The 12450-nt window shown below is 56.7% G+C and carries 10 protein-coding genes and 2 pseudogenes; 7 read left to right on the top strand and 5 right to left on the bottom strand.

Annotation, left to right across the window (positions count from 1 at the left end):
* Positions 1 to 181: 181 nt before the first annotated feature.
* From rfbH to VWZ85_RS06085, 4 genes are read left to right on the top strand one after another with little or no spacing between them, the layout of a single operon-like run.
* A complete protein-coding gene (rfbH, locus tag VWZ85_RS06100) occupies positions 182 to 1534 on the top strand; it encodes a lipopolysaccharide biosynthesis protein RfbH (RefSeq protein ID WP_416541328.1) in 1353 nt (450 codons plus the stop codon).
* Entirely contained in the window at positions 1531 to 2358 is an 828-nt protein-coding gene (gene rfbF, locus VWZ85_RS06095) for a glucose-1-phosphate cytidylyltransferase (protein ID WP_416541327.1), read from the top strand. The genes rfbH and rfbF overlap by 4 nt, the downstream gene beginning before the upstream one ends.
* Before the next feature lie 14 nt (positions 2359 to 2372).
* Entirely contained in the window at positions 2373 to 3476 is a 1104-nt protein-coding gene (gene rfbG, locus VWZ85_RS06090) for a CDP-glucose 4,6-dehydratase (protein WP_416541326.1), read from the top strand.
* Entirely contained in the window at positions 3473 to 4378 is a 906-nt protein-coding gene (locus VWZ85_RS06085; RefSeq protein WP_416543075.1) for an NAD-dependent epimerase/dehydratase family protein, read from the top strand. Before rfbG ends, VWZ85_RS06085 begins: the two co-directional genes overlap by 4 nt.
* A 150-nt stretch (positions 4379 to 4528) precedes the next feature.
* Here the strand turns inward: VWZ85_RS06085 and VWZ85_RS06080 are convergent.
* Positions 4529 to 4877, bottom strand: a pseudogene (locus VWZ85_RS06080) (transposase); the annotation flags it as partial.
* 83 nt (positions 4878 to 4960) lie between these two features.
* On the opposite strand from VWZ85_RS06080, the gene VWZ85_RS06075 reads away from it, so the two are divergent.
* The 3 genes and pseudogenes from VWZ85_RS06075 to tnpC all read left to right on the top strand — a co-directional run bounded on the left by VWZ85_RS06075 (position 4961) and on the right by tnpC (position 7193).
* Complete coding sequence (locus tag VWZ85_RS06075) at positions 4961 to 5347, top strand: transposase (RefSeq protein WP_416587400.1); 387 nt, start codon at positions 4961 to 4963, stop codon at positions 5345 to 5347.
* On the top strand, positions 5344 to 5766 hold the full coding sequence (tnpB, locus tag VWZ85_RS06070; RefSeq protein WP_416543073.1) for an IS66 family insertion sequence element accessory protein TnpB: 423 nt from the start codon (positions 5344 to 5346) through the stop codon (positions 5764 to 5766). The genes VWZ85_RS06075 and tnpB overlap by 4 nt, the downstream gene beginning before the upstream one ends.
* Positions 5753 to 7193: pseudogene (gene tnpC, locus VWZ85_RS06065) on the top strand (IS66 family transposase). The gene tnpB and the pseudogene tnpC overlap by 14 nt, the downstream one beginning before the upstream one ends.
* A gap of 465 nt (positions 7194 to 7658) precedes the next feature.
* Here tnpC and VWZ85_RS06060 read toward each other — a convergent pair.
* From VWZ85_RS06060 to VWZ85_RS06045, 4 genes are read right to left on the bottom strand one after another with little or no spacing between them, the layout of a single operon-like run.
* The gene (locus tag VWZ85_RS06060; RefSeq protein WP_416587399.1) at positions 7659 to 9260 is read right to left on the bottom strand and encodes a GMC family oxidoreductase; all 1602 of its coding nucleotides are present in this window, start codon (positions 9258 to 9260) and stop codon (positions 7659 to 7661) included.
* Positions 9261 to 9271: 11 nt separating this feature from the next.
* On the bottom strand, positions 9272 to 10282 hold the full coding sequence (locus VWZ85_RS06055) for an enoyl-CoA hydratase/isomerase family protein (protein WP_416587398.1): 1011 nt from the start codon (positions 10280 to 10282) through the stop codon (positions 9272 to 9274).
* A gap of 18 nt (positions 10283 to 10300) precedes the next feature.
* On the bottom strand, positions 10301 to 11146 hold the full coding sequence (locus VWZ85_RS06050; protein WP_416587397.1) for an enoyl-CoA hydratase-related protein: 846 nt from the start codon (positions 11144 to 11146) through the stop codon (positions 10301 to 10303).
* 21 nt (positions 11147 to 11167) lie between these two features.
* Entirely contained in the window at positions 11168 to 12445 is a 1278-nt protein-coding gene (locus VWZ85_RS06045; protein ID WP_416587396.1) for a CaiB/BaiF CoA transferase family protein, read from the bottom strand.
* Between the last annotated feature and the right edge of the window lie 5 nt (positions 12446 to 12450).

Here is a 12450-nt window from a genome sequence, read left to right as displayed (position 1 = left end):
TAGTTAAAATTCACGAATATAGTGTACAATCAGCCTACATTTGGCCTTTCGCGAAAGGGTGTATTAACCAAATTTGGATTACGAATGTTTGAACATAAATGTAGCGGGCTGAAGCCCGTATATTGCAACTAAAACGGCAAGTCTCCCAACCGTTGCAGCTTCAACCAGAAGGTCAGTGAGTGTGAACGTTAGATCCCGCGAACAAATCGTCGCAGATGCCAAGGCCTATTTTGAGGCCCAGCCGCTGCCTGAATTCCAGCCCGGTGAGACTTACATTCCACCGTCAGGGAAAGTACTGGACGGAGAAGATTGTGCCAGCCTGATAGACGCCGGCTTGGACATGTGGCTGACAGCGGGACGTTACGCTGACAGTTTCGAAGATCGTCTGGCAGCCAAATTTGGTACGAAGCTTTCTAAACTCACGGTGTCCGGCTCGGCAGCGAACCTGCTGGCATTCTCGACGCTGACATCCTGGAAGCTTGGATCAAAGCGGATCGAGCCAGGATCGGAAGTTATCACTGTTGCAGCCGGCTTTCCGACAACTGTGACTCCGATCATCCAGAACGGCTGCATTCCCGTTTTCGTGGATGTCGATCTTGAGACGCACAATGTGAATGTCGATCTAGTGGAAGCGGCAATTACCTCTAATACACGCGCAATCATGATCGCGCACAGCCTTGGCAACCCATTCGATGTGATCCGGATCTCAGAGCTTTGCAAAGCGCATGACCTGTACCTGATCGAAGATTGCTGCGACGCCTTTGGCGCCAGCATTCTGATGCCCGACGGCTCCGAAAAGGGGGTCGGCACCTTTGGGGACCTAGCGACACTCAGCTTTTATCCCGCACATCACATCACTATGGGTGAAGGCGGAGCCATATTGATGAACAGCATCCGCCTGGCCCGCATTTGCGAAAGCTTCCGCGACTGGGGGCGGGACTGCTATTGTGCGCCCGGGAAGGATAACACCTGTGGCAAACGGTTCGATTGGCAACTCGGAGACCTGCCGGACGGTTACGACCACAAGTATATTTACAGTCACATTGGATACAATTTGAAGGTTTCCGACATGCAGGCGGCAGTCGGGCTAAGCCAGCTTGGGAAATTGGACGATTTCGTTGAAATAAGGCGAAAGAACTTTATTGGTCTAACCGAGCGGATGAAAAGAGCTGGCCTGGATGAATATTACCACCTGCCTCAGTCGACCCCTGGCACAAATCCATCGTGGTTCGGATTCCTGCTGACGATAAGGGATGGGGTGCCGCTGCTACGGCGCGATGTAACCGCCGCACTAGAGGACCAGAAGGTCGGGACACGGATGCTTTTTGCCGGCAATCTGATCCGCCAGCCTGCTTTCGCACGGGCCAACTACCGCGTGAGCGGGCCGTTGGACGTGACGGATAAGGTCATGGCAGACGCGTTCTGGATCGGTGTCTGGCCGGGCCTGTCCGGTGACCATTTAGACTACATGGTGGATACACTCGCAAAGGTCACACAAAACCAACTTCATGCTGCAAAGGTTGCCGTAGAATGAAAGCCGTCATCCTCGCCGGCGGGTTGGGCACCCGTCTCTCAGAAGAAACCAGCCTGAAACCAAAGCCTATGGTCGAAATCGGCGGCCGTCCGATCCTGTGGCATATCATGAAAATTTACACATCCTTTGGTATCACGGATTTTGTGATCTGCCTCGGCTACAAAGGATACGTCATCAAGGAGTTTTTTGCCAATTACGCTCTACAGACCTCCGATGTTACTATTGATATGTCATCCGGCTCTGTCGAAGTACACCGCACAGCGGTAGAGCCTTGGCGCATCAGCCTGATTGACACCGGCGAGCACACAATGACCGGCGGCCGCCTGAAGAGAATTTCCCATTTGATCGATGGCACATTTTGTATGACCTATGGCGACGGGGTCGGGGATATCAACATCAAGGAATTGATTTCCTTCCATCGCTCTCACGGCCTGAAGTCGACAGTTACAGCGGTTGCTCCTCCGGGCAGGTTCGGGCTCCTTGACTTGGACGACATTCGGGTCGCCGGTTTTGTCGAGAAACCGAAAGGGGAAGGCGGACGGATCAATGGTGGATTTTTCGTGCTCGAACCGGAAGCTTTGGATGTGATCGATGGAGACGCTGACATGTGGGAGGATAATCCTATGCGGCGGCTTGTTTCGCAGGGGCAGATGGCGGCATTTCATCATGACGGATTCTGGCAACCCATGGACACCCTAAGAGATAAGAATAACCTAGAACAACTTTGGAACGAAGGCCGGGCCACCTGGAAGACTTGGGATCCGCACCCTGTGAAGCCGGCGACCAATAGTACGTTGATCCGCCCATCGCTCAGCTTGCATTGAAGGAGCCTGCTGTTATGAGCTGGGAGACACAAAGTGCGTTCTGGAAAGGGCGTAGAGTTTTTCTGACCGGGCACACAGGGTTTAAGGGAAGTTGGCTTGCCCATTGGCTTCTTATGCTCGGTGCGGAAGTCCGAGGGTTTTCTTTAGCGCCCGAGATTGGCCAGATCCCCGACGGGTTTAAGCCATTGTTTGAAGAGCTGGACCTAGGCGCCAGGCTTGATCATCTCATCGGAGATGTTCGGGACGAAGAAACCCTCAAGAGATTCCTGCGGGCCTTCAATCCTGAGGTTGTTTTTCACCTTGCTGCGCAACCCCTGGTTCGCGCTTCCTACCAAAACCCGGTTGAAACCTACGCCACGAATGTCATGGGAACGGCGCATCTATTGAATGCTTGCCGTTCTGTAGATGATCTGCGGAGCATTGTGGTTGTTAGCAGCGACAAATGTTATGAAAACCGCGAACAGCTTTGGGCCTACCGCGAAATTGATCCGATGGGTGGACATGATCCATATTCGAGCAGCAAAGGCTGCGCGGAGCTGGTTACTAGCGCGTTTCGAGCTTCCTATTTTCCTACCGAGCGCGCGGACGAGCATGGCGTGTCCATCAGCAGCGCCCGGGCGGGGAATGTGATCGGCGGCGGCGATTGGAGTGAAGACCGGTTGATCCCGGACGCCATGCGGTCAATGCTGGCTGCATCCCCTCTGGAGATCAGGAATCCACGGGCTGTACGCCCTTGGCAGCATGTCCTCGAGCCCCTTCAAGGGTACTTGAAACTGGCGTGCAAAGGCGCAGAGGATCCCGCTCTCTTTTCAAAGGGGTGGAATTTCGGTCCCGTGGATGGGGAGGCCATTCCCGTCGGCGACTTGGCAGACCAACTTGCAGCCAAAATGCATGGGAAGTTTTCCTGGAAAGCAGTTGCAGAGAACGGGCCGCATGAAGCCCAGCTCCTAGCACTGGATAGCACTGCCGCCCGTGTGCTGCTGGGTTGGAAACCGGCACTGTCCTTGCAAGGTATGATGGACTTCACAGCAAGCTGGTACAGTTGCCGCAGCCCGGAACAGCGGGCAGAAATGGTATCTGGGCAGATAACCGAGTATATCAGAAAACTGAAGCTATGAATGCGCTTGAAGGAAAGAGGGTTTTGCTGACAGGGGCAACAGGTTTCCTGGGCGGAAAACTTCTTGAGCGTTTGTGCCGAATAAATGCCGTAACTGGCTGTTTGATGCGAAATAACCGGAACATAGCGCTTTGCGTAGGAGCCGAGCGACTGGAAACAACTGGCTGTGCGGCTGACATTATTGAAACAATCTGTCAATTCCGCCCGGACGTAATGATCCATTGCGCTGGCTTGGTTCAAACAACACACGGTCCGAACGACATAGATACGATGCTGCAAAGCAATGTTCAACTGGCTGCAGCATTGTTTGAGGCTGGAAGGCAGCTTGGAGAGCTTCGCATCGTTAACCTTGGAACTTACTTAGAGCACAGCAGCGACGGAAAGATCGCACCAACCAGTCTTTATGCCGCGAGCAAGCGTGCTGTGACTGAACTGCTGAATTATTACACTCATGCGGTGCCTACCCGTGCAATCTCAATCAAACCGTCCGTAATTTACGGAGCCGGAGATCCGCGTCCCAGATTGCTGCCATCGTTGGCTAAGGCTATTGCCAATGGACAGACGCTTTGCCTTTCAGAAGGGCTGCAGAAACTGGACCTGATTCACATTGATGATGTTGTGGAGGCCTTGATTCAGGCATCGGTTCACCTACTATCGTCTAAATCAAAAACCGGGCATCAAGAGTACTTTGCTGTCTCCGGCAACAGATTGAGTATTCGTGAGCTTGCCCAGAAGCTTGAGCAGATTGCCGGACGGGAAGCCGATTTGCGCTGGGGCGCGCGTTCTTACAGACCTGAAGAGGTAATGGAGCCATTTTCTGGCGGTCCCCCTTTACCGGGATGGTCTCCGGTAGTCCCCTTGGAGCTAGGATTAGCTGACCTAGTTTTTCAGCAAGGCAATTAAGAGGAGTTGCTTAGGGGCATCGGTTCACTGAGAACTGGACGCTTAGGCTCAGGACTCTGAGCTACTCCCCAATGTTTGGACAGGATCTGGCGTAGTTTAAGCTACTTTCTGCTCCTGCTGATTGGTTTGGGGTTCATTTTTTCTCAGCCAATAGACCATGGCGGGAGGCTTGCCGCCAAGGGTGGAACGGGGGCGTTTGCGGTTGTAGAACTCGATCCGCTTTCCGACACCTGCCTTGGTTTCCGATCCGGTCTCCCAGGCGCGCAGGTAGACACACTCGTATTTCTGGCTCCGCCAGAGCCGTTCGAAAAGATTTTGTCGAGGAAGCGCCCCGGCCATCCATCGAGATGCGCACGCCGGATCGCCGCAGTCGGCCGGTCCAGGCAAACGGCATGAACTGGCTGCCTTGGCCGGTGTTCATGATCCCGGGCGGGCCGAAGCGGTGGATCGCCTCGTTCAGCGCCTCGACGCAGAAGTCTGCTTTCAGCGTGTTGGACAGTAAGCGGTGCGCCGCCCCCACACTTACGGCATAGCGCCTGATCTGCGATTCAGAGGCTTCTTTGATTTGTGGGGAGTTTCTCGATGGGAGCTACAAGCGAGTTTCTGGCTAGGGTGCCGCGCCGTACCGACGGCAAACGAGATTGGCCTGCCGATTTGAAGGCGCGGATCGTGGCGGAGACGTTGATTAAGGGCGAGACGGTCAAGGCTGTAGCGAAGCGATACGAGTTGATCCCAAGCACAGTGTCGGATTGGCGGCGAATGGCGCGACAGGGCAAGCTGGTTCTGCCAAATTTGGAGGGCATGGACTTTGTGCCGGTTGAGATCGAGACGGCTGTACCTGTAGCTCAGCCTCTGCCCGCCACATCCTCCAACCCGATTGATGTGATCAAGGACGATGTCATCGTTCGTCTTGATGCCGCAACTCCGGCGATACGGATCGCCGAGATCGTAAAGGCGATAGCCACGTGATCACGCCATCCCACAAGGTCCGGATTTTTGTGGCCAGCGAACCGGTAGACTTCCGCAAGGGGCATGACGGGCTGGCTGCATTGGTGCAGAGCCAGTTGCGCCAGAAGCCGTTTGATGGGTCGGTTTATGTCTTCCGCGCCAAGCGGGCAGATCGCCTGAAGTTAATCTACTGGGACGGCAGCGGGCTGGTTATGGCGTATAAGCGGCTTGAGGATAACAGCTTCAAATGGCCTGCGATCAGGAACGGTGTGATGCGTCTGGAACCGGCCCAGTTTGAGGCGCTGTTCGCAGGTCTGGACTGGCGGCGGGTGCAGCCCTTGGAGGTGGCAGCCCCTGCTGCGGCAGAGGGACTCATAGGGGCGTTTGCATGGGTCATTCTGGCCTTGTTTTGTTATGGCATCGGGCATGACCGCGCCTGATGAATTGCCCGATGATATCGCCGAACTGAAGGCAATCATCCGTGCGCAACAGGATCAGAATGCACGGCTTGAGGCCTTGGTTGCCTCGTTCAAACAGGCGCTCTTCGGGACCACATCCGAGAAGATTGACCCGGCCCAATACGAGCTGGAGCTCGAAGATATCGAGACCGCCATCGCGCAGGTGGAAGCTGAGATCGACGCTGACGAACGGACTGCCCCAGTGCGTCCCCCAAAGCCGCGTCAGGCCAATCGCGGGTCACTGCCCAAGCATCTGGAGCGGGTGATTGTCACGCGTCGCCCCAAATATGCCTGCCGGTCTTGTGAAGGCGGGATCGCCCAAGGCGAGCCATTGTCCGCCATTGGTCCGAGGACAATGGGCGAGCGCACCCGCCCACATCATTGCAGGCGGCATGCCAACTGAGGCCACGCTGGCGCATGTGATTGTATCAAAATACGCGGATCACTTGCCGCTTTATCGGCAGGCCCAAATCTACAGCCGTCCGGGGATCGATTTGGATCGCTCGACCCTGGCCGCATGGGTGGGCAAATCGGCGTTCGAGTTGACCCCGGTCTATGAGGCGCTGATGGCCGATCTGAAAGGCTCCACCAAACTCTTCATGGATGAAACGCCCGCGCCGGTTCTCGCGCCGGGGCGCAAACGCACCAAAACCGGGTACTTCTGGGCCCTGGCCCGCGATGACAGGCCTTGGGGCGGCGATGACCCACCGGGCGTTGCCTTCACCTATGCGCCGGGACGATCCGGCCAGCATGCAGACAATATCTTGAAAGGCTGCAGCGGCACCCTGCAGGTGGACGGCTATGCTGGCTACAACCGTCGGCTCAAACGACCGGCGCAAGATGTGACACTGGCATATTGCTGGGCCCACGCCCGTCGCAAACTGCATGATGTCACCCAATCCGGCGCGGCTCCGATTGCGCAGGAAGGCTTGGCTCAGATCCAGGCGCTTTATCGCATCGAAAAAGATCTGCGCGGCATGTCTGCCGACCAACGGCGCGCTGCACGGCAAGGCCACTCAAAACCTCTAATCGACACCTTCGAGCTTTGGCTCGCTCAAAGCCGGGCGCGCATCTCGGCCAAATCGCGGACTGGGGAAACCCTGAAATACATCGCCAAATGCTGTGATGGCCTCTGCCGGTTCCTCAACGATGGTCGCATCGAACTCGACAACAATCCCGTCGAACGCACCATCCGTCCCATCGTACTGAACCGCAAAAATGCACTCTTCGCAGGACACGATGCCGGAGCACAAAACTGGGCCGTCATCGCGTCACTGATCGAGACCTGCAAACTCAACAGGATCGAGCCTCACGGCTATTTATCCGACGTCCTGATAGCCATCGCAGACGGGCACAAACAGACCGATATCAACCAGCTGCTGCCCTGGAAATACGTCAAACCGGTGTGAACGGCGCACCGCTTACGCTAATCCCGTTCTAGGAACTGACCCTTCCGATGGTGCGCTAGTTCGAAGTTCGGTGGACCACATGGCGGTTAGAAACTTAACATTAGGGCCCTTATTGGGTTTTTGCTGCGCTGCTGTGGTGGCCGCGGAGCGCAGATAGTGACCTTTGCAAAGTCTTGGGATCTGCCAGCCGGGCGGCGATCCCATGCTGCATGAGCGATGGCAGGAACAGACCTTCGCCGCACGTACAGCCGCTAACCATCATCGAACGAACGGGATGCGGGACGTTGCCGCCGTTGCCCGCCCGGGTGTTTGCTGACGCAGCATATGCTCGCAGGTGCGGCATGCTCATCGTTGTGTTGCAGCCTATGTCGCCACACCGGACATTCAAAGCTAGCCTGCGGCGTGAAATTCAAACCGTCCCTGTGCTGCATCCGGTTTCGCCGAACGAGGCGCGCAACTGGCGGTCTAACCGAGGCGAATAAGGTCCGCGGCCTTTTCGGCGATCATGATCGTCGGAGAGTTAGTGTTACCTGACGTGATAGCGGGCATCACGGAAGCATCGACCACGCGAAGCCCCTCAACACCATTCACACGCAATTGCGGATCCACAACCGCCTCTTCGTCTGGACCCATGTGGCAGGTGCTCACCGGATGGAAAATGGTTGTGCCGATGTCACCCGCTACTTTGGCCAGATCAATATCGGATCGATAGGCACTTCCCGGCTTGATTTCGGATGGGGAATACTTGTTCATGGCGGTCTGCCCGGCTATTTCGCGCGCCAGACGAATGGCGCGAACCGCCACCTGGCGGTCCCCTTCGGTGCTGAGGTAATTGGGGTCGATCGTAGGATGGCTTTTGGGATCACGGGATGAGATGTGAACAGAGCCACGACTTTGGGGCCTCAACGGCACAACGCTGGCGGTAAATGCCGGGAACGGATGCAGCGGGTCGCCGAATTTCTCAAGCGACAGGGGCTGCACGTGGAATTCAAGATCGGCGGTTTCAACCTCGGGGCCGGATTTGGCGAAGATACCAAGCTGGCTGGGCGCCATGGACATCGGACCCGAGCGCTTGAGGGCATACTCCAGCGCAATTCCCATACGGCCCAGCAACGACCCAGCGCGCTGGTTCAACGTCTTGACTCCTTCAACACGGAACGCGGTGCGCAATTGCAGGTGATCCTGCAGGTTTTCCCCCACAGCATCGCAGTGATGAAGAACATCTATGCCGTGTTCGCGCAGATGATCCGGGTTGCCGATACCGGACAGTTCCAGCAATTGCGGAGACCCGATAGCACCCGCTGACAGGATCACTTCGCCTTTGGTCTGATAGCGAACGCGCTTTCCATTCTCGTCCGCCTCGACACCGCAGGCGCGCTTGCCGTCGAACAGGACCCGATGCGCCTGGGCGTTGGTCACGATCTTCAGATTGGCCCGGCTTTTCACAGGCCGCAGAAACCCCTTCGAGGTATTCCAGCGCCAACCTTTCTTCTGGTTCACGCGGAAATAGGCAGAGCCTGCGTTGTCGCCACGATTGAAGTCCTCCACTTTAGCGATGCCTGCCTGCTCGGCCGCATCCCGGTAAGCGTCGAGAATTTCCCAGGTCAGGCGCTGTTCCTCGACCCGCCATTCACCGCCCGCGCCATGCATGTCATCAGCACCCGCATAGTAGTCTTCGGACTTCTTGAAATAGGGCAGAACATCGTCCCAACCCCAACCGCTATTCCCCATCTGGCGCCAGTTGTCGTAGTCCTGAGACTGACCGCGCATATAGATCATGCCGTTGATCGACGAGCACCCGCCCAGAACGCGGCCACGCGGATAACTCAGGGCGCGTCCGTTCAGACCGGCCTGCTCATTCGTCTGGAAGCCCCAGTCCGTTCTGGGATTACCCATGCAGTAAAGATACCCAACGGGGATATGGATCCAGATGTAATTGTCCTTGCCGCCCGCTTCGAGCAGGAGCACGCGGGTTTTGGGATTTTCTGACAACCGATTGGCCAACACGCATCCGGCAGAACCACCCCCAACGATGATATAGTCAAAATCTCCGGTTTCCTGGGTCATTGCATCGCCTTTCATGCGGCAGGTTGCCTGCGTAAAGAGTTGTTGAGGATGGTTTCGGCAGTGTTGTTCGTCCATCGCGGCATGTGGTCCTTGTCGACAAGAACCGCACGCACACCCTCTGCCAGATCGGGGTGCCGTATTGCCCGGCGCATCGCCTCGTATTCCTGGGTCAGGCACCACTTCAGAGACCGTTCGGCTCCGTTTGTCAGCAGTGTCATCGTCTCAAGAAGGCTGCGCGCGGATGCCTTTCCGAGCGCTATCAGAGCGGCTTTTGTTTCGGGCCCCTGATACCGCTTGAGACATTCGGTTATGCTGCACAGGGTCGGCTGATCAAAACACGATGTGGCACCTGCCAGCATCAGAATGCTGGGTTGATACCCAAGTGATGCACAGTGGAAAGACAACAAGTTTTCGACGGGACGATCCGAATGACACAATTCATCGAACAATGCAGGTAGCGATTCGCACACAGTCATATGGGTCGAAATCCCCAACCCATGCGCATCGAAGCCACGCACCCTGGCACCGGTCAGCCCCATCCAGTACCCCGCGTGGTGTGGCATGCGCGGCAGAAAATAGCTGCCACCGACATCAGGGAAAAAGCCAATTGCTGTTTCGGGCATTGCGAATGTCGCGCGTTCGGTTGCGATACGGTGGCTGCCTTGCATCGCCAATCCCATTCCACCACCCATACAGACCCCATCAATCAATGGGATGAATGGTTTGGAAGTGCCGGCAATCCGCGCGATCAGTGCGTATTCCTCTTGGAAGAACTGTTCGGCTTCTTCGTAGTTTTCCGCAACACTCAAGTCGCGAATGCGCCGCATATCTCCGCCAGCGCAAAAGGCCTGCTCGTTGTTGGACCGCAACACGACAAGCCTGACGCTATCATCTGCCTCAAACACGTTCAGCGCATCCGAGATGCCGAGGATCATCTCAAGGGTTAGCGCATTCATCGCTTTGGGCCGGTTCAGACCGATAATGCCCGCTCGACCTTGCTTTTCTATCGTGACAAAGGACATGTCGTTTCTCAGTTCAGGTCAACGATTGCGGAAAACCGGGGCGCGTTTAGCGATGAAGGCGGCCATCCCCTCTTTCTGCCCGTCCGTCGCAAAGGCAGCCTGAAACAGGCGGCGTTCGTGCAGCACGCCTTCCGATAAAGTGGTCTCAAAGGCCCGGTTTACGGCCTCTTTGGCCATGGCTACCGCCGGGGCGTTGAGCCCTGCAATCTGATGCGCGGCTTCCAGTGCGGTCTGCAACAGCTCTTCGGTCGGGACCACGCGCGCCACGATGCCTGCACTTTTGGCCTCTTGGGCGTCAATCGTGCGGCCAGTCAGGATAAGATCCATGGCCAGAGATTTACCGATGGATTTGGTCAGCCGCTGCGAGCCGCCGATGCCAGGCAGAATTCCCAGCTTGATTTCGGGCATGCCAAATTGCGCGTCTTCAGAGGCAATGATGGTGTCGCACAGCAATGCAAGCTCAAAACCACCGCCCAAGGCAAACCCGCTGACAGCAGCAATGACCGGTTTCTTGATGAACCGCATCTGGTCCCAATCGGCAAAGATGTCATTGCCCAGCAAATCAACCAGCGTCTTTTCGGCCATCTCTTCAATATCCGCACCGGCTGCAAAGGCGCGCGGGCTTCCGGTGATCACCACCGCACCAATCCGGTCATCTGCGTCGAACGCCTTGAGCGTCGCCATGACTTCGGAGGCCAGTTTGAGGTTCAGCGCATTCAGGGATTTGGGGCGATTGAGGGTGATCAGCCCCACGCGCTCGCGACGTTCGACGATGATCTCTTCAAGAATGGTGCGCGCGGGCTTGTCCTTTGCTGCGTCTTTGGCTTTCACCGGCGCGGCAGTGCTCTTTTCCTTGGTTCTCATGAAAACTCTCCCAAAATTTCTTCAGCGCGTGAGGCCGAAATCAGTCCAGTTGGTCGCCTCGACATCGGTTTCGCCGTCAGGGGACGTCCGGGCTGACATGTTGTGGTCATAGGCTTCTGCACCGGCCATGACCTCGGCCAGAATGGCCTCGCGGTGCTGGTTTAGTGCCGGGGCAACCTGCGAGGATTGCGGATCCATGTCGTGATAGGCGGACAGCTTGACCGGATTGCCCGCCGTACGGAACGGTTTGCCGCCTTTCCCTTCGACCTGAACGATCATGTTGCGCGACAATAGCTGCGGATGATCCAGCAGGCGGTCAATGGTGTTGATCGGCCCGCAGGGAACGCCGGCCTCGTTCAGCAGGTCGAGCCAATGGGCAACCGGCATCTTGCAGGTAACCGCATCAATCGCCGCAACCATTCTTGGCCGGTTCCGCACCCGAAGGTCATTGGTGGAGAAAGCCGGGTCCAGCGCCAATTCCGGCGCGCCCAATGCGTCTGCCATCAACAGAAACAACTGGTCATTTCCCGCCGCGATGACAAAACGTTCATCCTTGGCCTGAAACGTCTCAAACGGGGCCAGAGACGGATGGCAATCCCCTGTTCGGGTCGGAACCTTGCCCTCGACATCATAACGCGCAAGGGCGGTTTCCATCAGCGCCGCCTGACAGTCGAGCATGCCGATATCAACCCGTTCGCCCTGAGCGTTCTTGGTGCGTTTATACAGCGCCGATAGGATGCCGATCACCCCAAACAGCGCCGCGCCCAGATCGCCAAAGCTGGTGCCAACGCGGGCAGGCTGTTCACCGGGCCAGCCGGTCAGGCTCATCACGCCACCCATGGCCTGCACCACCATGTCATAGCCCGGCAGATCAGACATCGGCCCGGAATGGCCAAAGCCCGAGATCGAGGCATAGATCAGATGCGGATGAGTCTTGGCCAGACGCTCTGGCCCGTAACCCAGCCTGTCCATCACGCCGGGGCGGAAGTTTTCAACCAGTACATCTGAGGTGTCCAACAGGCGCTCTAGCAAATCGCGATCGCGGGGCGATTTAATATCCAGAACGATGCTTTCCTTGCCGCGATTGAAGCACATGAAATAGGCGCTTTCGGCATCGACAAAGGGCGGGAAGGCGCGGGTGTCATCGCCGGTGCCGAACTTTTCAACCTTGATCACCCGCGCGCCCAGATCGACCAGAACCATGGTGCAATAGGGCCCCGCCAGAACGCGCGAGAAATCAAGCACGGTGATGCCCGAAAGCGGCCCCCCTTCAAGTTTTTCAGCTTGAGCGTTTTGCATGATAC

Source organism: Phaeobacter sp. JH20_29 (genome assembly GCF_048056175.1).
GTDB lineage: Bacteria > Pseudomonadota > Alphaproteobacteria > Rhodobacterales > Rhodobacteraceae > Phaeobacter > Phaeobacter bryozoorum.
Note: the sequence above shows the minus strand (reverse complement) of the source record. Positions and strands in the feature narration are given on the sequence as shown.

Bases quoted from the DNA above. Each gene is read 5' to 3' on its own strand.
- VWZ85_RS06055 (WP_416587398.1), bottom strand. From the start codon at position 10,282: ATGTCCTTTGTCACGATAGAAAAGCAAGGTCGAGCGGGCATTATCGGT.
- VWZ85_RS06060 (WP_416587399.1), bottom strand. From the start codon at position 9,260: ATGACCCAGGAAACCGGAGATTTTGACTATATCATCGTTGGGGGTGGT.
- VWZ85_RS06050 (WP_416587397.1), bottom strand. From the start codon at position 11,146: ATGAGAACCAAGGAAAAGAGCACTGCCGCGCCGGTGAAAGCCAAAGAC.
- rfbF (WP_416541327.1), top strand. From the start codon at position 1,531: ATGAAAGCCGTCATCCTCGCCGGCGGGTTGGGCACCCGTCTCTCAGAA.
- VWZ85_RS06045 (WP_416587396.1), bottom strand. From the start codon at position 12,445: ATGCAAAACGCTCAAGCTGAAAAACTTGAAGGGGGGCCGCTTTCGGGC.
- rfbG (WP_416541326.1), top strand. From the start codon at position 2,373: ATGAGCTGGGAGACACAAAGTGCGTTCTGGAAAGGGCGTAGAGTTTTT.
- VWZ85_RS06075 (WP_416587400.1), top strand. From the start codon at position 4,961: ATGGGAGCTACAAGCGAGTTTCTGGCTAGGGTGCCGCGCCGTACCGAC.
- VWZ85_RS06085 (WP_416543075.1), top strand. From the start codon at position 3,473: ATGAATGCGCTTGAAGGAAAGAGGGTTTTGCTGACAGGGGCAACAGGT.